Consider the following 23,468-nt stretch of genomic DNA (forward strand, 5'->3'; position numbering starts at 1 on the left):
TCTTGCGAGCGTCCGCGTCTGGCCATCACCGTCTAACAGTCACCTGACACTACGCCCGCCGGCGCCGGCGCCGTCCGCCCTCCGCGCCGCCATCGCCGCCGGTGTTGAAATGCGGATGCGGCAGCGACACGACCCGCGCCAGTTCCGGAAAGGGATCGGTCTTGTGCGGGATCGCGTTGGCGGCGACGAAATGCTCCTGGAATCTGGGCTCTATCGCGGTCTCGACCTTGGTGATCTCGCCCACCACGCGCTCGATCTCGCGCCGCGCGGCGACGTTGCACAGCGCGATGCGGGCACCGGTGCCGGCGGCATTGCCGGCCGATGTGACCTTGTCGATCGGCACGTCGGGGATCATCCCCAGCACCATCGCGTGCAGCGGCGAGATATGCGCCCCGAACGCCCCGGCAAGCACGACGCGATCCACCTTGTCCACGCCGCGCTCGTCCATCAGCAGCCGCGCGCCGGCGTAGAGCGCGGATTTCGCAAGCTGGATGGCGCGGATGTCGCCTTGCGTCACGGTCACGCGCGGCCCGCCATCGTCGGTGCCGTCATGGATCAGGTAGGCATGGGTGCGCCCCTCGGCCTGCATGCGGTCCGTGCCCGTCGCCTCGGCCGAGCCCAGAAGCCCGCTGTCGTCCAGCAGCCCGGCGATGCGCAATTCCGCGACCGCCTCGATGATGCCCGACCCGCAGATGCCGGTGATGCCGCCCGCGCCCACCTCGTCAAAGAACCCCTCCTCGTCGGACCATGTCTCGCAGCCGATGACGCGAAAGCGCGGCTCTTTCGTGTCGGGGTCGATGCGGATCGCCTCGATGGCGCCGGGCGCGGCGCGCTGCCCCGAGGAAATCTGCGCGCCCTCGAAGGCCGGCCCGGTGGGCGAGGAACAGGCCAGAACGCGGGTGCGGTCGCCCAGCAGGATCTCGGCATTGGTGCCGACATCGACGACCAATACCAGATCCTCGGATTTTCCCGGCTCCTCGGACAGCGCGACGCCGGCGCAATCGGCGCCCACATGGCCCGCGATGCAGGGCAGGATATAGACCTGCGCGCGCGCGTTGATCGCCGACAGGTCAAGCTCCCTGGCGTTCAGCGTCAGACTGTTCGATGTCGCAAGGGCAAAGGGCGCCTGCCCCAGCTCCACCGGGTCGATCCCCAGAAGCAGGTGATGCATCACCGGGTTGCACACGAACACCGTCTCGACGATCAGACGGGCGTCGATCCCGGCCTCGCCGGCGATGTCCTGCGCCAAAGTATTGATCGCATCGCGCACCGCCGCCGTCATCTCCTTGTCACCACCGGGGTTCATCATCGCGTAGCTCACCCGGCTCATCAGGTCCTCGCCGAACCGGATCTGCGGGTTCATGATGCCGGCGGATGCCTTGACCTCGCCGGTCACGAGATCGGTCAGATGCGCGGCGATGGTGGTCGATCCGAGGTCGATCGCCAGCCCGTAAAGCCCGTCCTCGTGCAGGCCCGGCCAGATTTCCAGCACCTGCGCCGGGTCATCGGCGCCGGCGCGGTGCAGCGCGACCGTCACCTGGAACTTGCCCTTGCGGAGTGTGGGCTGCAACTTCGCCAGCAGCGTCAGGTCGGCGCGGATGGCGTCAATGCTCCATTCGCGCCTCAGCGCCCGCGCCAGACGTTCCAGATCACCCGTCGGCTCGTGCATGTCGGGCGCGTCCACCTCGACGAAATAAAGCTTCGTCGCGGGATCCATGGCGATCACGCGGCTCGACGCGGCCTTGCGCACCACCTGCTTGTGCACCTGGGACTCTGCCGGCACGTCGATCACCACGTCGCCGCGGATCTGCGCCTGGCATCCCAGCCGCCGCCCCGGTTTCAGCCCGCGCTTGGCGTCGTAGCGCGCCTCGACGCTGTTCCACTCTGACAGCGCACCCTCGTGCACGGTGACGCCATGCTTGGAAAACGAACCGTAACCGGGGCTGATCTGGCATTTCGAGCAGATCCCCCGCCCGCCACAGACCGAATCGAGATCGACCCCGAGCTGCCGGGCCGCGGTCAGAACCGGCGTGCCGGCGGGAAAGCGGCCGCGCTTGCCCGACGGGGTGAAAACGACGAGGGGATCCTGCGGCATATGGGCTGTCCTGCTTGTGACGCGCTGCATCTGGACACAACATAGACGTCCACGCCCAGGCCCGGCGGCCTGCAAGCGTCAGAAAATGGCCGTCGCGCGTCATGCGCCCGTCATGCGCCTCAGCCCCACGAGATCTGCCAGTCGAAAAGCCAGACCGCGAACGGCACCGGCGCCGTGGCAATCCCGATCGTCACGAGGGTCAAGGCCGGACGAAACACGCCCGACAGCCCCGAGATCAAGGCGATCCCGCCACCGCCACCGATCACCGAATTGCCCGGCAGGTTTATCAGCACCGCAAGCGTGGGATAACGGTATTTCACGATCCAGCCGCAGTAGCGCCTGGGCAACAGGCCATAAAGATACGCGGCGCGCTCTTGCGGTGTCAGCGCCTCGAACTCGGCGATCGTCTGCGCGACCCGGACAAGGTGCATGTCCCGGAAGAACCTGTGCAGCCACGCAAGCGGCACGGCGCACCCCGCCATGTAGGCCAGTGTCAGGCCGGACGCGGTCGCCAGCCAGACGAAAGGCGCCATGGCCGGCCCGCCGGCGGCCAGAACCGACAGCCCGATCTCCACGGCGGGCACGAAGGGGATGGCGATCAGCAGCGCGTAGATCACGATGGCCGCGATCATCAGGCCCGGCATGGCCCAGCCATACTCGCTTTGCCGGATCCAGCCCTCGCCCCAGCTGAAGACGTAATGCAGCCCGACCGCGAGGACTGCGATCACGCCAAGCCGCAAGAGCGTGCGCATCACGCCGATCCGCAGCGGCGGCGGGTCCGCCCGCGTCATGGGATGCCCATAGGTCCATCGGTCATGCTCCGGGGGTACTGCCAGTGACGCCAGTGCCGCAATGCGCGTCTTGCCCCGATCACGGCCTTTTCAGATCCCGCGGGCGCCCGGATTGCCTTGCCGCGGCGAAACCTATTATACTGCCGTCATCACGGCCGGCCCCGCAACGGCGCGGTCCCGGCAGGACGATCGACAGGTTCACCCCCGGTCCGGGCGCCCAATCGCCGACCGACAACCCGATGGAGCACGACCATGGACGGCAAACTTCGCGAGAACGATATCAGCCACGTGGTCGAGGCCGATCGCGCGTATGTCTGGCACCACCTGATCCAGCATGCCGGATGGACCGGGCCGGACGCCAAAAGCGATCCGCGCATCATCGTCGAGGGGCGCGGCATGCGCGTCTGGGATCAGAAGGGGCGCGAACATATCGATGCCGTCTCGGGCGGTGTCTGGACGGTCAACGTGGGCTACGGGCGCGAACGCATCGCCAACGCGGTGCGCGACCAGTTGATCAAGCTGCCCTATTTCGCGGGGTCTGCCGGGTCGATCCCCGGCGCGCTGTTCTCGGAAAAGCTGATCTCGAAAATGCCGGGCCTCAGCCGGGTCTACTACACCAACTCGGGGTCCGAGGCGAACGAGAAGGCCTTCAAGATGGTGCGCCAAATCGCGCACAAGCGCCATGGCGGCAAGAAATACAAGATCCTCTACCGAGAGCGGGACTATCACGGCACCACCATCACCACCCTTTCGGCCGGCGGTCAGGACGAACGCAATGCGCAATACGGCCCCTACACGCCCGGCTTCGTGCGTGTCCCGCATTGCCTCGAATACCGCGCGCAATGGGATCTTACGGGCGAGGCGTATGGCGAAGCCGCGGCGAACGCCATCGAAGAGGTCATCCTCGCCGAGGGTCCCGACACGGTGGGCGCGCTCTGCTTGGAACCTGTCACCGCCGGCGGCGGCGTGATCGTGCCGCCCGAAGGCTACTGGCCCCGCGTGCAGGAGATCTGCCGCAAATACGACATCCTGCTGCATATCGACGAGGTGGTCTGCGGCGTTGGGCGCACGGGCACATGGTTCGGCTACCAGCATTACGGGGTCGAGCCCGATTTCGTGACGATGGCCAAGGGCGTGGCCAGCGGTTACGCCGCCATTGCCTGCTGCGTGACCAACGAGCGGGTCTTCGATCTGTTCAAGGAGGACGCAGGCGATCCGATGAACTATTTCCGCGACATCTCGACCTTCGGCGGCTGCACGGCGGGGCCTGCGGCGGCGCTGGAAAACATGGCGATCATCGAGGACGAAGGTCTGCTCGAGAACACCAATGCCATGGGCGACTACATGCTCGACCAGTTGCGCGCGCTGCAGGATAGGCACGCGGTGATCGGGGACGTGCGCGGCAAGGGCCTCTTTCTCGGCGCCGAGCTGGTGGCCGACCGCCAGACCAAGGATCCGGCGCCGGAAAAGATGGTTCAGGCCGTGGTCGCCGACTGCATGGCGCAAGGCGTGGTGATCGGCGCGACGAACCGCTCGGTTCCGGGCTTCAACAACACGCTGTGCTACTCGCCGGCGCTGATCGCCACCCGCGACGACATCGACCAGATCGTCTCGGCCACCGATCAGGCGCTCACCCGCGTCTTCGACTGAGCCCGCCTAGCCGACCGCCATCCAGACCGCGACCGTCGCGAGCATTAGCGCCAGGCCTTTGTTGAGTCGCGCAGCGGTTTCAGGGCGGGCCCAGAACCGTGTGAGCGTCGCCCCCACGGCGGCCCAGAGCGTGAAGGCAAGCGCGTTGTTGAGCGTGAAGACGGTCGTCACCCCGACCGTGCTTAGCCCCGAGGCCTGCGCGAATTGGGTGAACATGAGCGCGATGATCATGTAGGCCTTAGGATTGAAGACGAGCAGAACCACGCCACCGCCAAACCCGATCGCCGGGGCGGCGCATTTCACCTCCCGCGCAGCCCCCGCCCGCCAGAGACCGTGCGCCAGCCAAAGCACGTAGAGCACCCCTACCATCTGCACCGCGCGCGCGATGACGGGGCGTTCCGCAAGAGCCGTGTCGAAGCCGAGGCCGATGGCCAGGGTCACCAGCCACGTCGCTGCGTGATAGCCAAGGCTCGCGCGCCACGTGCTCCGCACACCGTGTCGCGCACCCATGGCGGCGAACACCATGTTGCCCGGCCCCGGACTGTAGGCGAGCGGCAGAAGAAAGATCAGCAGTGCGGCAAGAGTCTCGGTCATGACAGGCCTCGCAACGGTGTGCGCAAAGGCTGTCATGCACCAGAAGGTCAGGCGACCCGGTTCCTGCGCAACCTACCGCCGTGGTCCGAAAAACGGCCAGGGCGGAGGTGCCAACGCATAACGCAAAGGCTCAGCCGCGGTCGTCCTCGTCATCCTCGTCGGATGAGTCCGGCAGGTTGAAGAAGCTGTCCGCGTCGTAATCCTGTTGCGGCGCGTCCTCCTCTTCCTCTTCGGTCTTCTGCCCCAGCGTGAACGTCTCGAGCCCCTCGATCGCGGTCGGCATGCGCGGCTCGGTATCGGCGTCGAGGCTCTGCTCGGTGCTGAGCAGCTTGCGGCGCTCGTTGTCGGTCAGCGTCTCGCCGGCGCGGGCCTTCTTGGCGGCGGCCTTCTGCACGGCGGTGTCAAGTTCCGACTGCTTGCAAAGACCCAACGCCACGGGATCGACGGGCTGCATGTTCGAGATGTTCCAATGCGTGCGCTCGCGAATCGAGGTGATCGTCGGCTTGGTCGTGCCGACCAGCTTCGAGATCTGGCTGTCGACCAGCTCGGGGTGAAACTTCACCAGCCAGAGGATCGCATTGGGGCGGTCCTGCCGCTTCGACAGCGGCGTGTAGCGCGGGCCGCGCCGCTTTTCCTCGCCCTGCGCCGCGGCGTAGTTCTTGAGCTTGAGCTGGTGCAGCGGATCGGCCTGCGCGCGGTCGATTTCGGCCTGGGTCAACTGGTTGTTGGCGATCGGATCGAAACCCTTGACCCCCGCGGCCACGTCCCCGTCGGCGATGCCCTGCACCTCGAGCTCGTGCAGCCCGCAGAAATCGGCGATCTGCTTGAAGGTTATCGTCGTGTTGTCCACCAGCCACACGGCGGTGGCCTTGGCCATGATCGGTTTCGACATCTCTCAGGTCTCCTTCACCCAATTCCTCCCCGGCGCCTGACCGGCGGTTCCGGTCAGACCGGAACGGGTTGCCATTTTCGGGGAACTCGAGGGTCATATACTTATCCCGCCCGAAAAATAAAAGACCAAAGAATGCGTCTTGTCCTGTCGATGTTACGAGCCCTGCTGCTCTTTCGCCAGTGTCGGCGGGACCGTCATGGCAGGAATGCCGAGGATCCCGACACGCGGCCCCGACACGCGGCGATGACAGTTCCCGCCACCTCAGGCGATCTTCAGCACGATCTTGCCGATATGCCGGCTCGATTCCATCCTCTCATGCGCGGCGGCGGCCTGCGACAGGGGAAATTCCGAATCCATCACCGGCGCCACCCGGCCCGCCGCCAGCAGCGGCCAGACACGGGCGCGCAGGCTTTCGGCGACCCGCGCCTTGGCCAGATCGCCTTGCGGACGCAGGGTGCTGCCGGTGATCGTCAGCCGCCGCACCATCACCTGCGCAAAGTTCAATTCCACCTTCGGCCCCTGAAGGAACGCGATCTGCACCAGCCGCCCCTCGTCGGCCAGCGCCTTGACGTTGCGCGGCAGGTAATCGCCACCGACCATGTCGAGGATCAGGTCCGCGCCACCCTCGGCGCGCAGCACTTCGACAAAATCCTCGTCGCGGTAGTTGATCGCCCGCTCGGCCCCGAGGCGCGCGCAGGTCGCGCATTTCTCGGCGGATCCGGCGGTGGCGAATACCCGCGCCCCGAAAGCGCTGGCAAGCTGGATCGCCGTCGTGCCGATCCCCGACGAGCCGCCATGCACCAGGAAGCGCTCGCCACCCTTCAAGCCGCCGCGCTCGAACACGTTGGACCAGACGGTGAAGAATGTCTCGGGCAGGCAGGCGGCCTGCTTGAGGTCCAAGCCTTGGGGAACGGCGAGGCAATGCGCGGCGGGGGTGGCCACGTATTCCGCGTAGCCGCCTCCGGGCAGCAGCGCGCAGACCTGATCGCCAGGCGCCCGGTCGCTGACCCCCTCGCCGACCGCCACGATCTCGCCCGCGCCCTCGAGGCCGGGAAGATCGCTGGCGGTCGGCGGCGGCGCGTACATGCCGGCGCGTTGCAGCGCGTCGGGGCGGTTGACCCCGGCATAGGCCAGCCGGATCACCACCTCGCCCGCGCGCGGCACCGGGCGCGGGCGTGCCGTCGGCTGCAGCACCTCGGGCCCGCCGGCGGCGGTGATCTCGACCGCCTGCATCATCTCGCTCATCATGTCTTCCTTCGTGTCAAGTCGAATCGCGCCACCGCCCCGGCATACCGGTCTGCTGCCGCCGGTCGGGGGCGCGCACCCGGCTCAGCACCTTCATCGGGCCGGCCATCAGCCCCGAGATCAGGCGATTGTCACGCGCCCGGCCTTTCAGCTTCTCGATCTGCATCACCCCGTCGATGCGACGGTCGAGAAACTCCCAGGTGCGCGTCGATCCTTCGCTGTCATCGCCCAGCCAATACAGCACCGTGGACGCGTAGACCCCGGCCAGCGTGGCGCGTTTGGTGTACCAGTTGACATCGTCCGACCGATCGCCGAGCGCCGTCCAGATGTGATCGCAGGTGCGCCAGATCGCCTTGGCGCCGTCCGCGGCATGCTGCGGCAGTGCGAACAGCGTCGTGGCGCGGCGCACCAGTTCGCGGTCCTCGACCAGTTCGAGCCGCACGCGCACCGCGAACGCCACGCGGTCTCGAAACCGCATGGCGCCCAGATCCGTGGCCTCGAGCCGCGCGCGCATCAGGCGGTCGCCCTCGTCGTGAAAGGCCAGTGCGAGATCGACCGCGCCGCGCGGACAGATCGCCGGGATCAGACCGGCATCGATCCCGGCATCGTCGGCGGCCATCCGCAGGGTCGCATCGCTCCACCCGTCGAAGGGGACGTGCAGCTTCGCGGCCTCCAGTAGGCGGGACATCAGCATCGTCTGGGACATTCTTCGCTCCTCTCGGGGGTTGCGCTCTGGACAAGCCAGACGCACATCGGTATAGAAACGATTCCTGCAATCTATTGCAACTTCAACTTGGGAAGGTGGTGACACCACATGCAGGTTAGTGTTCGCGACAACAATGTCGATCAGGCGCTCCGCGCCCTGAAGAAGAAACTGCAGCGCGAAGGCGTGTTTCGCGAAATGAAGCTCAAGCAACATTTCGAGAAACCGTCCGAGAAGAAAGCGCGCGAGAAGGCCGAAGCGATTCGGCGTGCCCGGAAACTGGCACGCAAGAAAGCGCAGCGCGAAGGGCTTCTCTGAACGCCACGCGGCTCAGTTTCTTGCGACACGAAATGACGACCCCCGAGGCATCTGCCCGGGGGTTTGTCTTTTTTCGAACACCCTTTTTCAGAGGCCCGGGATCAGGTCGTTGACGCGTCCACGCCGGCAAGCTGTGCGGCGTCCGCGCGCCGCGCGGCGGCCGCGGCGATCAGCGCGCGGAAGATGCCCATCTGCCGATGCGCGTAGAACAGATGCTCGGGGTGCCACTGCACGCCGAGGGCAAAGGGATCGGCGACCCGTTCGATCGCCTGGATCATGCCGCCCTGGTCCAGCGCCGCGATCCTCAGCCCCTCGCCCAGCCGGTTCACCGCCTGCGTGTGCAGCGCGTTGACCTTCATCGGACCCTCGCCCGACAGCGCGGCAAAACGCGTGCCCGCCTCGGGATAGACGGTCTTGCGCGGCAGCACCGTGCGCTTGTGATCGCTCGCCTGGTAGGTGGCGTAGGCATCCTGGTGCAGCGTGCCGCCCAGTGCGATGTTGAGCATCTGACTGCCCCGGCAGATCCCCAGGACCGGTTTCGACTGCACGAACGCGGCCAGCAGGACGCCCCGCTCCAGCGCGTCGCGGTCCGGGTCGAGCCGCGCCGAGGTGACGATCTGCCCGCCATAGAGGTCGGGCGATATGTCGTCGCCGCCGCCGATGATGACGCCGTCCACGCCGTCGATATCTGCCGTGCAGCCTGCCTGCCAGCGCCGGGCGCACCCCCCGGCAAGCCACACGTTGACCGCGATCAACGGGTAGATCCGCCAACCCGACCGGCGCGACACCGTGACCCCGATCACCGGGCGTTGCCTGGTCATGCGCGCGCCAGACCCGCGGTCCGAAGGATGCGGCCCGCGCGCTCGGCCCAGCTTTGCCGCGACAGCGTCAGCAGCCCGTGATCGTCTTCCCAGGCCTGTGCCAGCCGGTCCAGCAGCGCGCCGTCCTCGGCCACGCGCTCGACCACGATCCAGCGGTGCCATTCCTCGGCGAGCGACCAGCCATCCTCGTCGATGCGGCAATCGGGCAGGCGAAAGTGAAAGGTCGGGCGCGCCGAGGTCTTGTCGGAAATCGCCGCCGCGATCCGCTCGGCGTCGAAATGCGCAAAGACCGGCAGCATGTCGAGGCCGCGGTTCCGGCTCGGGGTGTATTCCAGGTAAAGACCCGTGACATGATCCCGCGTGGCCTCGGGCCCCGCCTTGATGAGGGCGCGCACGAACTCCGTGGGATAGGGATCTGTGAAGGGCAGCAGCCGGCGCGAATCGTCGATGGGATTGTCGGCGCGCAACCAGTCCTCGATCAGCGCGTAGGCCAGAAGCGGGCGGACGATGTCGCGGTCGCGGTCGCTGGCGATCTCGATGTTGAGATGCACGCCGAAGCCGAAGAACCAGCCCGCACCGCTGCCAAGCGCCCCGGCCTTGCGCAACGCGTCGCGCAGATCGTCAAGGCGCGACAGCCCGTCCATGTCCAGCGGTTCGGTCACGATCTCGACCGGCACCACCTCGCGCCCGAGATCGAGGGCCTGGTCGCGCAGCCGGCTTTGCTGCGCCTTGCGCAGGAAGATGTCGAGATAGATGTCGAGCGTGCCGATCTCGCTGTCCTCGACACGCCAGATATGGCTGTCGAGCTGCACCGCGGTGCCGCCCAGAACCCGGGCGCAGAGATCGGCCGCGTCGCGCTCCGACAGGCCGCCGAACTCGATCTCGACGCCGACCCGGCGCGGCGCGCCCTCGGCGTTGCAGGGGCGCGGAAGGGGGGCGAACGCCGCCACCTGGTCAGAGCCCCGCGTCCGCGGCGATCTGCGCCCGGCTCTTGCGGACCCGCTCGGTATCGGATTTGAGCTGCCCGCAGGCGGCCATGATATCCTCGCCGCGCGGGGTGCGGATCGGGCTGGCATAGCCCGCCTTGTAGAGGATGTCGGCAAAACGCTCGATCCGGTCCCAGTCGCTGCGCTGATGCGGCGCGCCGGGCCATTCGTTGAACGGGATCAGGTTGATCTTGGCCGGGATACCCGCGATCAGTTTCACCAGCCGCCGCGCATCGGCCTCGCTGTCATTGACGTCCTTGAGCATGACATACTCGAAGGTGATCCGCTCGGAATTCGACAGGCGCGGATAGTCCCGCAGCGCCGTCAGCAGCGTCTCGATGTTCCATTTCTTGTTGATCGGCACCAGCCGGTCGCGCACCTCGTCGGTGGTGGCGTGAAACGACACGGCCAGCAGGCAGCCGATCTCTTCGGCGGTGCGCGCGATCTCGGGCACCACGCCGCTCGTCGACAGCGTGATCCGGCGCCGCGACAGCGAGATCCCCTCGCCATCCATGGCGATCTTCATCGCGTCGCGCACGTTCTCGAAATTGTATAGCGGCTCTCCCATGCCCATCAGAACGATGTTGCTCAGCAGGCGCGGATGCGCGTCCGCCCCCTCGCCGGGGCGCGGCCACTCGTCGAGATCGTCGCGCGCCAGCATCACCTGCCCGATGATCTCGGCCGCCGTCAGGTTGCGCACCAGCCGCTGCGTGCCGGTGTGGCAGAAGGAACAGGTCAGCGTGCACCCCACCTGGGACGAAATGCACAGGGTGCCGCGATCGGTCTCGGGGATATAGACCACCTCGACCTCGTGCCCGCCCTTGATGCGCACGAGGTACTTGCGGGTGCCGTCTGCGCTGACCTGCCGACTGACGATCTCGGGGATCTCGATCACGAATTTCTCGGCAAGATCCGCCCGGTAGGCCTTGGCAAGGTTGGTCATCGCGTGGAAATCGCGCACCCCCCACTGGTAGATCCATTGCCAGATCTGGTTCACGCGCATCTTCGCCTGCTTTTCCGGCGTGCCATGCGCAATCAGCATCTCACGCATGCGGTCGCGGGTCAGGCCGACCAGGTTGATCGGCCCCTCGGGCAGCTTGCGGGGTATGATCATCACGTCCTGCGTGATCGGGGCTGTCTGGGTCATGGCTCTTTCGCGCGTCCTGAGGATCAGAACCTCATATAGCGGTGATCGCGGCGTTTCGAAACCTCTAGCGTTCGGGCGGGGCGCCATCGCCCATGCGGGCCACCGGCGCATGCCGGGGACAGGTCACGAGGTGGTCGTTGACCATGCCCACGGCCTGCATGAAGGCATAGACGATGGTCGGCCCGCAGAACGTGAACCCGCGCCGCTTGAGATCCTTCGAGAGTCGCGCCGACAGCTCGGTCTGCGCGGGCACCTCGGCCAACGTCCGCCAGCGGTTCTGAATCGGCGTGCCGCCGACATGATCCCAAAGATACCTGTCGAAGCCCTGCTCGGCCTCGATCCGCTGCCATGCCTTGGCGTTGCCGATGGTCGCCGCGATCTTGCCGCGATGCCGGACGATGCCCGGATCGGCCAGCAGCCGTTCGACCTCGGCCTCCCCCCATGTGGCAATCACGTCGGGATCGAAGCCGTGGAACGCGCGGCGGAAATTCTCGCGCTTGCGCAGGATGGTCAGCCAGCTCAGCCCGGCCTGGAACCCGTCGAGGACCAGCTTTTCGCAAAGCGCGCGGCTGTCATATTCGGGCACGCCCCATTCTGTGTCGTGATAGGCCTCGTAAAGCGGATCCGCGCCAACCCAGCCGCATCGCTCCATGCGCGTCTCCCTTGTGATATCCCCGGCGAAAAAGTCGTGCAAATGCGCCGTTTAAACGATCCTTAAGGGATATGCCCCACGGTGAGAACACATGACGTTGCGGAGGACCGGATGACGCAGGATCGGAAATGGGGCAAGGGGGCCGTCGGGCACGAGGATCCGGTGACCCGCGCGGTCGAGGCACGCGATCGCTCCACCGTCGAGATGGTCGACCAGGCCGTGCGGCACAGCCAGGTGATGCTTGCCTACCAGCCGGTCGTGACGGCCGGTCAGCCCGACACGGCCGCCTTCTACGAGGGGTTGATCCGCGTGCTCGACGCCACGGGGCGCGTCATCCCCGCCCGCGACTTCATCGACCAGATCGAGGTGATGGAAACCGGCCGGGTGATCGACAGCCTGGCGCTCGAACACGGGCTGCGGGTGCTGGCGACCCATCCCGGGCTGCGCCTGTCGATCAACATGTCGGCGCGCTCGATCGGGTATGCGCGCTGGATGCGGATGCTGGAAAAGGGGCTCGCCGCCGACCCGACCGTGCCCGAACGGCTGATCCTCGAGATCACCGAAACCTCGGCCATGCAGTTGCCCGAACTTGTCACCGGCTTCATGACCCGGATGCAGCGCAAGGGGGTGGGCTTCGCGCTCGACAATTTCGGGGCCGGGTTCACGTCGTTCAAGTTCCTCAAGACATTCTATTTCGACATCCTGAAGATCGATGGCGCCTTCATCCGCGACATCGCCAGCGACACCGACAACCAGGTGCTGACCACCGCGCTGATGACCATCGGCCGGCAATTCGACATGGTGACGGTGGCCCAGAACGTCGAGAAACAGGCCGATGCCGCGTACCTGGCGGGGCTCGGGATCGATTGCATGCAGGGCTACCGCTTCGGCGCGCCGACCGTGCGCCCGCCTTGGCTGGTCGCCGAGGCGACAAGGGCGCGGGCCTGACACCGGGGGCGCGGCGCCGCCTTTCACATCTGCCCCGTTGCCCAAGCCTCGGGCTTGCGATATGACCAAGCCAAGCGTCGAAGCGTCGCAGGCCCGGGACCACCTCCCCTTGCGACGATTCGGGCGAACACAGCTTGGTGGAGGCACACATGACCAACGTAGTTATCGCATCTGCGGCGCGGACCGCAGTCGGATCATTCGGCGGCGCGTTCGCCACCACTCCGGCCCACGACTTGGGGGCGGCCGTCCTCGAGGCGGTCATCTCGCGCGCCGGCGTGGACAAGTCCGAGATCAACGAGACCATCCTCGGACAGGTCCTCACCGCGGCGCAGGGCCAGAACCCCGCGCGCCAGGCGCATGTGAATGCCGGCCTGCCCATCGAATCCGCCGCCTGGGGCATCAACCAGGTCTGCGGATCGGGGCTGCGCGCGGTGGCCTTGGGCGCCCAGCACATCCAGCTCGGCGATGCCGCCATCATCTGCGCGGGCGGCCAGGAAAGCATGACGCTCAGCCCGCATGCCGCGCATCTGCGCGCCGGCCACAAGATGGGCGACATGAAATACATCGACACGATGATCCGCGACGGCCTCTGGGACGCGTTCAACGGTTATCACATGGGCCAGACCGCGGAAAACGTCGCCGACAAGTGGCAGATCACCCGCGAAAGCCAGGACGAGTTCGCGCTCGCCAGCCAGAACAAGGCCGAGGCGGCGCAGAAGGCCGGCAAGTTCGACGACGAGGTGATCGCGTTCACCGTCAAGACCCGCAAGGGCGACATCGTCGTCGACAAGGACGAGTACATCCGCCACGGCGCGACCATCGAAGGGATGCAGAAGATGCGCCCGGCCTTCACCCAGGACGGCTCGGTCACGGCGGCGAACGCCTCGGGCCTCAATGACGGCGCCGCGGCCACCCTGCTGATGAGCGCCGACGAGGCCGAGCGCCGCGGCATCGAGCCGCTGGCGCGGATCGCGTCCTATGCCACCGCCGGGGTCGATCCGTCGATCATGGGCGTGGGTCCGATCAATGCCAGCCGCAAGGCGCTGGAGAAGGCCGGATGGTCCGTCGCCGATCTCGACCTGATCGAGGCGAACGAGGCGTTTGCCGCGCAGGCCTGCGCCGTGAACAAGGACATGGGGTGGGATCCGTCGATCGTGAACGTGAACGGCGGCGCCATCGCCATCGGCCACCCGATCGGCGCGTCGGGCTGCCGGGTCCTCAACACCCTGCTGTTCGAGATGAAGCGCCGCGGCGCCAAGAAGGGCCTCGCCACGCTCTGCATCGGCGGCGGCATGGGCGTCGCGATGTGCGTCGAACGCCCCTGACCCGCCGGGCGACCGTGCCGACGTCCTGAACACCAAAGGGTGCCCCATCCGGCACCCTTTTTCATGCCGGCGACAGGGACGCGCGGCGAAATCGGCAAAGCCTTGCGCAACTTTATTGCGAATTACGCTGCGACACGATAACCAACTTGATGAAACCCAGCCATATTGGAGGATATCATGGCAAGAACCGCACTCGTCACCGGTGGAACCCGCGGGATCGGCGCCGCCATCTCGAAATCGCTCAAGCAGGACGGCTATACCGTCGCCGCGAGCTATGCCGGCAACGATGACGCCGCCGCGAAGTTCACCGAAGAGACCGGGATCAAGACCTACAAGTGGAACGTCGCCGATTACGACAGTTCCAAGGCCGGCATCGAACAGGTCGAGGGCGATCTCGGCCCGATCGAGGTCGTCGTCGCCAATGCCGGCATCACCCGCGACGCGCCGTTCCACAAGATGACGCCGCAGCAATGGAAAGAGGTGATCGACACCAACCTCACCGGCGTCTTCAACACCATCCACCCGGTCTGGCCCGGCATGCGAGAGCGCGGCTTCGGCCGGGTCGTCGTGATCAGTTCGGTCAACGGCCAGAAGGGCCAGTTCGCCCAGACCAACTACGCCGCGACGAAGGCCGGCGACCTCGGCATCATCCGCAGCCTCGCGCAGGAAGGCGCCGCCAAGGGCATCACGGCGAACGCGGTCTGCCCGGGCTACATCGCCACGGAAATGGTCATGGCGGTCCCCGAGAAGGTCCGCGAGGCGATCATCGGCATGATTCCCACCGGCCGCCTCGGCGAGCCGGAAGAAATCGCGCGCTGCGTGCGGTTCCTCGTCTCCGACGATGCGAGCTTCATCAACGGCTCGACGATCTCGGCCAATGGCGGGCAGTTCTTCAGCTAAGCGCGCCACGCAAAAGGGCCGGTGCGAAATGACACCGGCCCCACGTCCTGGATCACGATCCTGTCAGGCGCTTTCCGACAGGCGCTCGATTTCCTGCTTGATCTTCAATTTCTGCTTCTTGAGTTCGGCGATTTCCAGCGTACTGGTGCCGGGTGCGCGCTGCGCCTCTTCCACGCGTTCAGAGAGCGTTTGGTGCTTCTTCCTAAGTTCCTCGATATGCGAACTCAAGCTCATGCGCTGTCTCCTCTGGAATGAGTTGTCCTTACAACTAGGAACGCAAGTGCAGCATATTTTTACAATCCTGTCACGCTGCAGCTGCGAGATGAGCGAAAGTTTTCCGATCAGATTTGTCGGAGTTCAGGCAGAAAACGGCAAGGCTGCCGCATCTCTGAGCACGGCGGCGGTCGCGGGGGTGTAATCCTCGCCGTCGCACGCATGTGCCGCGCCCGCGTGAATGCACCAGCCGTCATGCAGCCGAAACGCCGCCCGGCCGCCCTTGCGCCCGCGCATCAACACCAGCCGCGCCGCCCTGCCCGCCCGCGGCGTCAGCGGCAAAAGTTCAAGCGATCCCAATGCCTTGGACATCTCGCCCATCAGCTCGGGCACCCGTTCGGCCCGCTGGATCATCGTGACGAAGCCCTTCGGCGCAACCCGGCGTGCGGCAGCGGCGACCCAGTCGGCCAGAGGCACGCCCTCGCCCAGACCCTGCTCGCGCCCGGCATCCCGGGCGGGGCTGCCGGCGTCGCGGTCGAAATAGGGCGGGTTCGCGATCACGTGATCGAACAGCCGCTGCCGCAGGGCCGAAGGCACCGCGGCCACATCCCCGGTGACCACGTCGAGATCGATCCCGTTGTGCGCCGCGTTGCGCCGCGCCAGGTCGGCGTAGCCCGGCTGAACCTCGAGCCCCGCAAGCGCGACGCCCGGCACCCGGGCCCCGAGGCAAAGCACCGCAACGCCGGACCCGCAGCCAAGGTCGAGCACCCGTTGCCCGGAATGCGCGGGAATGCTGGCGGCCAGAAGCACCGGGTCGATCCCGGCGCGATAGCCGTGCGTGGGCTGCCAAAGCGACAGACGCCCCCCGAGAAATGCGTCACGTCGCAGCTCGCTCTCGGCGAACGGCTCAGTCCTCAAGCCAGAATCCATTGTCCAGAAGCGCCTGCCGAGCCGCGTCGTAATCGGCATCCGGCACCATCAGCCGGCGCGGGAAAATACCTATGGACCCTTCGAGGATGCTCATGTTTACGTCCATTTCAAAGCAGTCTATATCCTCGCCCTGAAGAAGCGCCTGGGCAAAGGCCATGGATGCCGGATCGTTCGTTCTGAGAAGCAGTTTCATGGGGCTGACATAAGGCCACCGCAGCCTATTTGTCGAGTAGTAGTGACAGGAGATCGACGGGAGTGGACGACGCCGCAACCAAACCGCATGACGCCTTGTCCGCGCATCTCGCAGGCAAGATAGACGCCGTCAACACGCTGATCCGGGCGCGCATGGCGTCGCGCCACGCGCCGCGCATCCCCGAGGTGACCGCCCATCTGGTCGAGGCTGGCGGCAAGCGGCTGCGACCGCTTCTGACGCTGGCGACCGCCGATCTCTGCGGTTATGGCGGCGACCGCGACGTGTATCTCGCGGCGACGGTGGAATTCATCCACACCGCCACGCTGCTGCACGACGATGTCGTCGACAAGAGCGCGCAGCGGCGCGGGCGCCCGACCGCCAACCTGCTTTACGACAACAAGTCGAGCGTGCTGGTCGGCGATTACCTCTTCGCGCGCGCGTTTCAACTGATGGTCGAGGTCGGCTCGCTGCGGGTGCTCGACATCCTGTCGAACGCCTCGGCGACCATCGCCGAGGGCGAAGTGCTGCAACTGACCGCAGCGCGCGACCTGCGCACCGACGAGGGCGTCTATCTTCAGGTGGTGCGCGGCAAGACGGCCGCGCTCTTCTCGGCCGCGACCGAGGTGGGCGGCGTCCTGGCCGAAGCGCCCGAGGACCAGATCCGGGCACTTTTCCGCTACGGCGACGCGCTCGGAATCGCGTTCCAGATCGTCGACGACCTGCTCGATTACGAGGGCGATGCGACGGCGACCGGCAAGAACATCGGCGACGATTTCCGCGAGCGCAAGCTGACCCTGCCGGTGATAAAGGCGGTAGCGGACGCGACCGACACCGAACGCGCCTTCTGGCAACGCACCATCGAGCGCGGCGATCAGCGCGACGGCGATCTCGACCACGCGCTCGCCCTGCTGCACGCGCATGGTGCGCTCGACCGGACGCGCGCCGACGCGACCGCCTGGATCGACACGGCGCGCGGGGCCCTGCGCTCGATGCCCGCGCATCCGGTGCGCGACATGCTCGACCATCTCGCCGATTACGTGGTCGCGCGGATCAACTGAGCCGACAGGCCGCGACCCACCAGCCCGGCTGTGCGGTCGTCAGCATCTCGGCCGCCGCCCGCGCGCGCGACGCATCGGGATAAAGCCCGAAACAGGTCGCCCCCGACCCGGACATGCGGGCAATGCGACACTCGGGCGTCTTCGCGATCCGCCGCAGGACATCGCCGATCACCGGGGCCTCGGCCAGCGCCGGCGCTTCGAGGTCGTTGCGCTGCGACGCGAGCCAGCCGGCCAGATCCTCGGGAGACGCGAAGCCCGGCAGCGGCATCGGCATCGGGGCGTTGTCCGGGTTTTCCAATCGCTTGAATATCACTGGCGTGGACACCTCCACACCGGGATTGACCAGAACCGCGTCCAGCGTCGGCAGACCGTCCAGCGGCGTCACCCTGTCGCCGATCCCCTGCATCCGCGCCGCGCGCGCCACCAGGCAGACCGGCACATCCGCGCCGAGCGACAGCACGTCCTCGGGAAGCGCGCGCCCCGTCATCCGCGCAAGGGCGCGTAGACAGGCGGCCGCATCGCTCGATCCGCCGCCGATCCCCGCCGCGACCGGCAGGCGCTTTTCCAGCGTGATATCGGCCTCGGCGCCGATCAGGTCCGCCGCCCGCAGCACGAGGTTGCCGGGCCCGTCCGGCACGTCCGCGGTCCGTGGCCCCGTCACGGCCAACCTCCGCGGCCCCGGCGCCACGGTCAGGCGGTCGCCGATATCGGCGAACATCACCAGCGAATCGAGCAGATGATAGCCGTCCGCGCGCCGTCCGGTCACGTGCAGCGTCACGTTGACCTTGGCCGGGGCAGTTTCAGTTGTTGGCCGAGGTGGCATCCGCGGCTTTCAGCGGCTCGGCGCCTTCCTGCTCCAGCACCTCGTCCAGCCCGACCTCCAGCTTGCGGCGCACGCGGTCAGGCTCCAGATCCGGTGACGGCTCGCTTCGATGCAGCGACAGCGCGCGTTTCCAGTGAAACCGCGCCTCGGTCTCGCGCCCCACGGCCCACAGCACATCGCCCAGGTGGTCGTTGACCACCGGATCGGTCGGCATCAACTCGGCGGCGCGTTCCATGTGGACGATGGCCTCGTCGTAGCGCCCGAGGCGGTATAGCGCCCAGCCAAGGCTGTCGACGATGTAACCGCTTTCGGGTTGTTCGGCGACGGCCTGTTCGATCATGTCGAGCGCCTCGTCGAGATTGACGCCCTTTTCAACCATCGAATAGCCGAGGTAATTCAGCACTTGCGGATGCCCGGGATTGAGCTCCAGCGCACGGCGGAAATCCGCCTCGGCCTCGGGCCAGTTGTCCTGCCGCTCGTGGCTGATGGCGCGCGCGTAATAGACGAACCATTGCGGGTTGTCGCGCGCTTCCAGCAACTCGATCGCGCGGTCGTAGGACGACACCGCCTCGGCGTAGTCCTCTTGCGTGCGATAGAGATCCCCGGCCGCGACATGCACGTCGGCAAGGTCCGGATAGGCCTGCACCAGTTGATCGAGCACCTCGACCGCGGCATCCGGGCGGTCGTCGCGGCGCAGCACCTCGGCGCGGCCAAGCTCTGCGACATGATGGGACGGGTGCTCGCGCGGCACCTTCTTGTAGGCGGCGATGGACAGCTCGAACTGCCCCATGTTTTCCAGCAACTCGGCGGTGGTGATGATCGCGTCCACATGGTCCGGCCGGATCGCCTCGGCGATGCGCGCGTAAAGCAGCACGAACTCGTCATTGGCATCCTGCCGCAAGGCGCGCGCCAGCGAGAAGAACACTTCGGCCACCCCGTGCTGCGGAGTGCGGACAAGGCCGAACGGCACGGGCGCCTCCGAGGCGACGCGCGCGCGCAGATCGGCGACCTGCGGATCGGGATCGCTGCCGAAGGTCTCGTCGAGGAGCGCCAGCGCGCGCTCCTGTTCGCCAAGCTGGCTGAGGATCTGTGCCCAGGCCATCACCCCGCGCCGGGTCTGCTGGACGGGGCCGTTCTCGTCGCCCGCGAACACCGCGTCGGCGCCTTCGAAATCCCCGACCGAGGCCAACGCAAGCGCCTTGTGGTAAAGTGCGAAACTGCGCAATCCGCGCTCTTCGGCCACGGTGTCGAACCGGGCGAGCGCGGCGTCGACATCGCCGGCCCCGAGATGCGCCCAGGCGGCGATCAGCCCGTCGGCCAGGTCCCCGGCGCCGCGCATGTCCTCGACCCGCGAGAGCAGCGCATCCCAGTTCTCGTTACGGGTTTCCTCGGCGATGAGCACGATCTGCGCCACCTGGCTGCGCAGGTCGTCGCCTTCCATCTTGCCGGCCACGGCGATGGCGCGGTCGATCTGGCCAAGCGCCAGGTAGGCCACGGTCGCGTTCTCCAGAAGCGACGGGTTGGACGGGTCCTGCGCCAGCGCCTGCGAATAGTATTCCGCGGCGGCCTTGAAATCGGCCATGCTGCGCGCGTGCTGCGCCGCAAGATAGGCACCCGACGGCTCTTGCGCCGCCACCGGAAACGCAACGGGCTGCAGCAGTGCCGACAGCACGAGGGCCGAGATGGTTCTTGTTATCACGCTGACCTGCCTTTTCTCACCCGGGATGTCACGGTTTCTACAGCGATCGCCAAAGCGACGCAATGCGGCCCGCGGCACCCCTCACATGTTCGGATAATTCGGGCCATCGCCCCCTTGCGGCACCGCCCAGACGATGTTCTGGCTGGGGTCCTTGATGTCGCATGTCTTGCAATGCACGCAGTTCTGGAAGTTGATGACGAAGCGCGGCTCCTTGCCCTTCTCCTCGACCACCTCGTAGACGCCGGCCGGGCAATAGCGCTGCGCCGGCTCGGCGTAGTCCGGCAGGTTGACGGAAATCGGCACGTCCGCGTCCTTCAGCCACAGATGCGAGGGCTGGTTCTCCTCGTGATTGGTCATCGAGAAGCTGACATTGGTCAGCCGGTCGAAACTCAGCTTGCCGTCGGGCTTGGGGTAGTCGATCCTGGCATGATCCTTTGCCTTGCCGGTCGCGGCCGCATCCGACTTGCCATGCCCGATGGTCCCGAGGACGCTGAACCCGGCGGTGTTCGTCCACATGTCGAGCCCGCCAAGCGTCAGCGACGCCGCCAGCCCGTATTTCGACCACAGCGGCTTGACGTTGCGCACTTTCTTCAGGTCCTTGCCGATCGCACCATCGCGCACATCGCTCTCGTACTCGGTCAGCTCATCGCGTTCGCGGCCCCCGGTCAGCGCGGCATGCGCGGCCTCGCCCGCCGCCTTGCCCGACAGCATGGCGTTGTGGTTGCCCTTGATGCGCGGCACGTTGACCATCCCCGCCGAACATCCCAGCAGCGCCACGCCCGGCGCCACCATCTTGGGCAGCGACTGCCAGCCGCCCTCGGATATGGCCCGCGCGCCGTAGGCCACGCGCTTGCCGCCCTCCAGAAGCTCGGCGACCATCGGGTGATGCTTGAAGCGCTGGAATTCCATGTAGGGGTACAGATACGGGTTCTCGTAGTTCAGATGCACCACGAACCCGACATAGACCTGGTTGTTCTCGAGGTGGTAGATGAACGATCCCCCGCCCGCTTCCTTGCCAAGCGGCCAGCCCATCGTGTGGGTCACCGATCCCGGGCGGTGCTTGGCGGGGTCGATCTCCCAGATCTCCTTCATGCCAAGGCCGTATTTCTGCGGCTCCTTGCCGGCGGCCAGGTCGTATTTACCGATGACCTCCTTGGACAGCGATCCGTGCACGCCTTCGGACAGGAACACGTACTTGCCCAGCAGTTCCATTCCCGGCTCGTAATGCGGCCCGGGTGTGCCGTCGGAGTTCCGGCCGAATTCGCCGGCGACGACGCCCCGGACCTCGCCGTTCTCTCCATAGACAACCTCAGAGCACGACATGCCCGGAAAGATCTCGACGCCCAATGCCTCGGCCTGTTCGGCCATCCAGCGGCAGACATTGCCCATCGACACGATGTAATTGCCGTGATTGCGCATCAGCGGCGGCATCGGCCAGTTCGGGATGCGCACCTTGCCGCCCTCGCCCAGCAGGTAGAAGTTGTCATCGGCGACCGGCGTGTTCAGCGGCGCGCCCTTCTCCTTCCAGTCGGGGATCAGCGCGTCCAGCCCGCACGGGTCCAGCACCGCGCCCGACAGGATATGCGCGCCCACCTCGGAGCCCTTCTCGAGCACCACGACCTCGCGGTCGGCGTCGAGCTGCTTGAGCCGGATCGCGGACGACAGGCCGGCCGGCCCCGCCCCGACGATCACGACATCATACTCCATGGCTTCGCGCGTCACATCCGTCATCGGCATTTCCTCTGCTTGCAGCCCACATCACTGGACGTAGAAGCCGCTCGTCGTTTGGCGAGAACCTTAAGCCACGCCCGGCATTTGCCGTCAAACAAAACACGACGTCAGACCGCCGGGAACCGGCGCTGCGCGCTGCATTGACGCTGGAATCCGCCACCCCGTCCGATCCGCTCTTGCAATCATCCGCCACCTTCGTGCACTCTTCGTTAAACGGTGACAAAAGACTGACGGGGCCAGCGGACACGCGGCCCCTTCTTAACAATGGACACGCGAAATGGAAAAGATCCCGATGACCGCCGGCGGCCACGCGGCGCTCGAGAAAGAGCTCAAGCAGCTCAAGTCGGTCGAACGGCCCGCCATCATTCGCGCCATTTCCGAAGCGCGCGAGCACGGCGATCTCAGCGAGAACGCCGAATATCACTCGGCCAAGGAAAAGCAGTCCTTCATCGAGGGCCGCATCAAGGAGATCGAGGGCATCCTCGGCCTCGCCGAGGTGATCGACCCGAAAAAGCTGTCGGGCACGATCAAGTTCGGCGCGACGGTCACGCTGGTCGACGAGGATACCGACCAGGAAAAGACCTACCAGATCGTCGGAGAGCACGAGGCCAATATCGAGAAGGGCCTGCTCAACATCAAGTCGCCGATCGCCCGCGCGCTGATCGGCAAGGAAGCGGGCGACAGCGTCGAGGTGCACACCCCCGGCGGCGATCGCGCCTACGAGATCCTGAAGGTCGCATACGTTTGACGGGCCGCGGGCCCTGCACGAAGGCAGGCTGACGTGACATCACTCGAACGGGTCAGCTTCGGGGCGGCGATCCTCTGGGGGATCGGCGTCGCGACGGTTTTCATCTGGGGCGCATCCGCGTCGCCGCTCGGCACGGGCGCCCACCTGATGATCGGCCTGATCTGCGCGGCACTGCCGGCGGCTTTAACATGGCTCGGGGTGATCCTGCTGCGCGCCATCGAGACCGTCCGCGAGGAAAGCGCCCATCTCGAGGATGCCATCGACGGGCTGCGATCCGACCACGACGACACGCCGGCCAAGGGCCCGGCGGCAGCGGACGGCGTCCTCGTCAAGCTCGACGAGATCGCCGCGCGGCAGCGCGGGATCGAGGCGGCGCTCGATACGCTCAGCGCCACGCCGCAGCCCGCACCCGAGGCGCCACGGCCCGCCCCCGCCCCAACCCCGGCGCCGCCCGCCGATGACGACCAGGTCACCCTGCCGCTCGACATGCCGGCCGAGGACGCGCAGCCGGGGCTGTCGCGGGCCGATTTCCTTGGGGCGTTGAATTTCCCGCAGAACATGGATGACACGGCCGGGTTCACGGCGCTGCGCGGAGCGCTGCGGGATCGCTCGGCGGCGCAGATCATCCGCGCCGCGCAGGACATCCTGACGCTCATGTCGCAGGACGGCATCTACATGGACGACCTGCACCCCGACATGGCGCATCCCGATCTGTGGCGGCGCTTCGCCAGTGGCGAACGCGGCCGCACGATCGCCAGCCTGGGCGGCGTGCACGATCAGGCCGCGCTCGACGTGGCGACGAGGCGCATGAAACAGGACGCGGTCTTTCGCGACGTGGCGCATCATTTCCTGCGCCTCTTCGACAGGATGCTGGGCGACTTCGCGCCAGACGCCAGCGATGCCGAGATCGCGCAACTGGCGCAAACCCGCACGGCGCGCGCCTTCATGCTGCTCGGCCGGGTCGCGGGCACCTTCGATTGACGTCAAGACCATCCCGCAAACCCTT

24 protein-coding genes are annotated in these 23,468 nt (G+C 66.6%); 8 read left to right on the plus strand and 16 right to left on the minus strand.

Annotation, left to right across the window (positions count from 1 at the left end; all coding sequences use genetic code 11):
• Positions 1-49 precede the first annotated feature (49 nt).
• On the minus strand, positions 50-2,095 hold the full coding sequence (locus V8324_RS04605; protein ID WP_336418746.1) for an ASKHA domain-containing protein: 2,046 nt from the start codon (positions 2,093-2,095) through the stop codon (positions 50-52).
• Positions 2,096-2,214: 119 nt separating this feature from the next.
• Positions 2,215-2,886, minus strand: coding sequence for a hypothetical protein (locus V8324_RS04610; RefSeq protein ID WP_336418747.1), 672 nt, complete (start codon positions 2,884-2,886; stop codon positions 2,215-2,217).
• A gap of 252 nt (positions 2,887-3,138) precedes the next feature.
• On the opposite strand from V8324_RS04610, the gene V8324_RS04615 reads away from it, so the two are divergent.
• Entirely contained in the window at positions 3,139-4,536 is a 1,398-nt protein-coding gene (locus V8324_RS04615) for an aminotransferase family protein (RefSeq protein ID WP_336418748.1), read from the plus strand.
• A gap of 6 nt (positions 4,537-4,542) precedes the next feature.
• On the opposite strand, the gene V8324_RS04620 is transcribed toward V8324_RS04615, so the two are convergent.
• From V8324_RS04620 to V8324_RS04635, 4 genes are all read right to left on the minus strand, one after another.
• Positions 4,543-5,130 carry a LysE family translocator gene (locus tag V8324_RS04620; protein ID WP_336418749.1) on the minus strand — a complete coding sequence of 196 codons (588 nt, stop codon included), beginning with the start codon at positions 5,128-5,130 and terminating at the stop codon, positions 4,543-4,545.
• Between the two features lie 130 nt (positions 5,131-5,260).
• Positions 5,261-6,022: a DUF1013 domain-containing protein gene (locus tag V8324_RS04625; RefSeq protein WP_336418750.1), complete on the minus strand. Its 762-nt coding sequence runs from the start codon at positions 6,020-6,022 to the stop codon at positions 5,261-5,263.
• A gap of 261 nt (positions 6,023-6,283) precedes the next feature.
• The gene (locus V8324_RS04630; RefSeq protein WP_336418751.1) at positions 6,284-7,267 is read right to left on the minus strand and encodes an NAD(P)H-quinone oxidoreductase; all 984 of its coding nucleotides are present in this window, start codon (positions 7,265-7,267) and stop codon (positions 6,284-6,286) included.
• Between the two features lie 16 nt (positions 7,268-7,283).
• Positions 7,284-7,973 carry a COQ9 family protein gene (locus V8324_RS04635; protein ID WP_336418752.1) on the minus strand — a complete coding sequence of 230 codons (690 nt, stop codon included), beginning with the start codon at positions 7,971-7,973 and terminating at the stop codon, positions 7,284-7,286.
• A gap of 108 nt (positions 7,974-8,081) precedes the next feature.
• On the opposite strand from V8324_RS04635, the gene rpsU reads away from it, so the two are divergent.
• Positions 8,082-8,288 (plus strand): 30S ribosomal protein S21, encoded by a 207-nt coding sequence (rpsU, locus tag V8324_RS04640; protein WP_005614280.1) that lies wholly within the window; start codon positions 8,082-8,084, stop codon positions 8,286-8,288.
• Between the two features lie 101 nt (positions 8,289-8,389).
• On the opposite strand, the gene V8324_RS04645 is transcribed toward rpsU, so the two are convergent.
• From V8324_RS04645 to V8324_RS04660, 4 genes are all read right to left on the minus strand, one after another.
• Complete coding sequence (locus V8324_RS04645; protein ID WP_336418753.1) at positions 8,390-9,109, minus strand: gamma-glutamyl-gamma-aminobutyrate hydrolase family protein; 720 nt, start codon at positions 9,107-9,109, stop codon at positions 8,390-8,392.
• The gene (locus V8324_RS04650) at positions 9,106-10,059 is read right to left on the minus strand and encodes an amidoligase family protein (RefSeq protein ID WP_336418754.1); all 954 of its coding nucleotides are present in this window, start codon (positions 10,057-10,059) and stop codon (positions 9,106-9,108) included. The genes V8324_RS04645 and V8324_RS04650 overlap by 4 nt, the downstream gene beginning before the upstream one ends.
• A 4-nt stretch (positions 10,060-10,063) precedes the next feature.
• Positions 10,064-11,242: a 23S rRNA (adenine(2503)-C(2))-methyltransferase RlmN gene (gene rlmN, locus V8324_RS04655; protein ID WP_336418755.1), complete on the minus strand. Its 1,179-nt coding sequence runs from the start codon at positions 11,240-11,242 to the stop codon at positions 10,064-10,066.
• 64 nt (positions 11,243-11,306) lie between these two features.
• Entirely contained in the window at positions 11,307-11,894 is a 588-nt protein-coding gene (locus V8324_RS04660) for a DNA-3-methyladenine glycosylase I (RefSeq protein WP_336418756.1), read from the minus strand.
• A 111-nt stretch (positions 11,895-12,005) separates the two neighbouring features.
• Between V8324_RS04660 and V8324_RS04665 the strand changes: the two genes are divergently transcribed.
• The 3 genes from V8324_RS04665 to phbB all read left to right on the plus strand — a co-directional run bounded on the left by V8324_RS04665 (position 12,006) and on the right by phbB (position 15,067).
• Complete coding sequence (locus tag V8324_RS04665) at positions 12,006-12,842, plus strand: EAL domain-containing protein (RefSeq protein ID WP_336418757.1); 837 nt, start codon at positions 12,006-12,008, stop codon at positions 12,840-12,842.
• A 149-nt stretch (positions 12,843-12,991) separates the two neighbouring features.
• Positions 12,992-14,167 (plus strand): acetyl-CoA C-acetyltransferase, encoded by a 1,176-nt coding sequence (locus V8324_RS04670; RefSeq protein ID WP_336418758.1) that lies wholly within the window; start codon positions 12,992-12,994, stop codon positions 14,165-14,167.
• Between the two features lie 177 nt (positions 14,168-14,344).
• Entirely contained in the window at positions 14,345-15,067 is a 723-nt protein-coding gene (phbB, locus tag V8324_RS04675; RefSeq protein WP_336418759.1) for an acetoacetyl-CoA reductase, read from the plus strand.
• A 63-nt stretch (positions 15,068-15,130) separates the two neighbouring features.
• On the opposite strand, the gene V8324_RS04680 is transcribed toward phbB, so the two are convergent.
• From V8324_RS04680 to V8324_RS04690, 3 genes are all read right to left on the minus strand, one after another.
• Complete coding sequence (locus tag V8324_RS04680; RefSeq protein ID WP_336418760.1) at positions 15,131-15,301, minus strand: YdcH family protein; 171 nt, start codon at positions 15,299-15,301, stop codon at positions 15,131-15,133.
• A gap of 123 nt (positions 15,302-15,424) precedes the next feature.
• Positions 15,425-16,198: a tRNA1(Val) (adenine(37)-N6)-methyltransferase gene (locus V8324_RS04685; protein ID WP_336418761.1), complete on the minus strand. Its 774-nt coding sequence runs from the start codon at positions 16,196-16,198 to the stop codon at positions 15,425-15,427.
• A complete protein-coding gene (locus V8324_RS04690) occupies positions 16,188-16,403 on the minus strand; it encodes a putative signal transducing protein (RefSeq protein WP_336418762.1) in 216 nt (71 codons plus the stop codon). The genes V8324_RS04685 and V8324_RS04690 overlap by 11 nt, the downstream gene beginning before the upstream one ends.
• A 62-nt stretch (positions 16,404-16,465) precedes the next feature.
• On the opposite strand from V8324_RS04690, the gene V8324_RS04695 reads away from it, so the two are divergent.
• Positions 16,466-17,461, plus strand: a complete 996-nt coding sequence (locus tag V8324_RS04695; protein WP_336418763.1) for a polyprenyl synthetase family protein — start codon at positions 16,466-16,468, stop codon at positions 17,459-17,461.
• Here the strand turns inward: V8324_RS04695 and V8324_RS04700 are convergent.
• From V8324_RS04700 to V8324_RS04710, 3 genes are all read right to left on the minus strand, one after another.
• The gene (locus V8324_RS04700) at positions 17,454-18,284 is read right to left on the minus strand and encodes a 4-(cytidine 5'-diphospho)-2-C-methyl-D-erythritol kinase (protein WP_336418764.1); all 831 of its coding nucleotides are present in this window, start codon (positions 18,282-18,284) and stop codon (positions 17,454-17,456) included. The two genes, V8324_RS04695 and V8324_RS04700, sit on opposite strands and share 8 nt — an antisense overlap.
• Entirely contained in the window at positions 18,262-19,983 is a 1,722-nt protein-coding gene (locus V8324_RS04705; protein WP_336418765.1) for a tetratricopeptide repeat protein, read from the minus strand. Before V8324_RS04705 ends, V8324_RS04700 begins: the two co-directional genes overlap by 23 nt.
• Positions 19,984-20,064: 81 nt before the next feature.
• Complete coding sequence (locus V8324_RS04710) at positions 20,065-21,714, minus strand: electron transfer flavoprotein-ubiquinone oxidoreductase (RefSeq protein WP_336418766.1); 1,650 nt, start codon at positions 21,712-21,714, stop codon at positions 20,065-20,067.
• Positions 21,715-21,991: 277 nt separating this feature from the next.
• Between V8324_RS04710 and greA the strand changes: the two genes are divergently transcribed.
• Together greA and V8324_RS04720 are read left to right on the plus strand one after the other, a co-directional pair.
• Positions 21,992-22,462, plus strand: a complete 471-nt coding sequence (greA, locus tag V8324_RS04715) for a transcription elongation factor GreA (RefSeq protein ID WP_336418767.1) — start codon at positions 21,992-21,994, stop codon at positions 22,460-22,462.
• 33 nt (positions 22,463-22,495) lie between these two features.
• Positions 22,496-23,443, plus strand: a complete 948-nt coding sequence (locus V8324_RS04720; RefSeq protein ID WP_336418768.1) for a hypothetical protein — start codon at positions 22,496-22,498, stop codon at positions 23,441-23,443.
• Positions 23,444-23,468 lie beyond the last annotated feature (25 nt).

Source organism: Roseovarius sp. D22-M7 (assembly GCF_037083785.1).
Lineage (GTDB): Bacteria > Pseudomonadota > Alphaproteobacteria > Rhodobacterales > Rhodobacteraceae > Roseovarius.

Bases quoted from the DNA above. Each gene is read 5' to 3' on its own strand.
- V8324_RS04605 (WP_336418746.1), bottom strand. From the start codon at position 2,095: ATGCCGCAGGATCCCCTCGTCGTTTTCACCCCGTCGGGCAAGCGCGGC.
- V8324_RS04610 (WP_336418747.1), bottom strand. From the start codon at position 2,886: ATGACGCGGGCGGACCCGCCGCCGCTGCGGATCGGCGTGATGCGCACG.
- V8324_RS04615 (WP_336418748.1), top strand. From the start codon at position 3,139: ATGGACGGCAAACTTCGCGAGAACGATATCAGCCACGTGGTCGAGGCC.
- V8324_RS04620 (WP_336418749.1), bottom strand. From the start codon at position 5,130: ATGACCGAGACTCTTGCCGCACTGCTGATCTTTCTTCTGCCGCTCGCC.
- V8324_RS04625 (WP_336418750.1), bottom strand. From the start codon at position 6,022: ATGTCGAAACCGATCATGGCCAAGGCCACCGCCGTGTGGCTGGTGGAC.
- V8324_RS04630 (WP_336418751.1), bottom strand. From the start codon at position 7,267: ATGAGCGAGATGATGCAGGCGGTCGAGATCACCGCCGCCGGCGGGCCC.
- V8324_RS04635 (WP_336418752.1), bottom strand. From the start codon at position 7,973: ATGTCCCAGACGATGCTGATGTCCCGCCTACTGGAGGCCGCGAAGCTG.
- rpsU (WP_005614280.1), top strand. From the start codon at position 8,082: ATGCAGGTTAGTGTTCGCGACAACAATGTCGATCAGGCGCTCCGCGCC.
- V8324_RS04645 (WP_336418753.1), bottom strand. From the start codon at position 9,109: ATGACCAGGCAACGCCCGGTGATCGGGGTCACGGTGTCGCGCCGGTCG.
- rlmN (WP_336418755.1), bottom strand. From the start codon at position 11,242: ATGACCCAGACAGCCCCGATCACGCAGGACGTGATGATCATACCCCGC.
- V8324_RS04660 (WP_336418756.1), bottom strand. From the start codon at position 11,894: ATGGAGCGATGCGGCTGGGTTGGCGCGGATCCGCTTTACGAGGCCTAT.
- V8324_RS04665 (WP_336418757.1), top strand. From the start codon at position 12,006: ATGACGCAGGATCGGAAATGGGGCAAGGGGGCCGTCGGGCACGAGGAT.
- V8324_RS04670 (WP_336418758.1), top strand. From the start codon at position 12,992: ATGACCAACGTAGTTATCGCATCTGCGGCGCGGACCGCAGTCGGATCA.
- phbB (WP_336418759.1), top strand. From the start codon at position 14,345: ATGGCAAGAACCGCACTCGTCACCGGTGGAACCCGCGGGATCGGCGCC.
- V8324_RS04680 (WP_336418760.1), bottom strand. From the start codon at position 15,301: ATGAGCTTGAGTTCGCATATCGAGGAACTTAGGAAGAAGCACCAAACG.
- V8324_RS04690 (WP_336418762.1), bottom strand. From the start codon at position 16,403: ATGAAACTGCTTCTCAGAACGAACGATCCGGCATCCATGGCCTTTGCC.
- V8324_RS04700 (WP_336418764.1), bottom strand. From the start codon at position 18,284: ATGCCACCTCGGCCAACAACTGAAACTGCCCCGGCCAAGGTCAACGTG.
- V8324_RS04710 (WP_336418766.1), bottom strand. From the start codon at position 21,714: ATGACGGATGTGACGCGCGAAGCCATGGAGTATGATGTCGTGATCGTC.
- greA (WP_336418767.1), top strand. From the start codon at position 21,992: ATGGAAAAGATCCCGATGACCGCCGGCGGCCACGCGGCGCTCGAGAAA.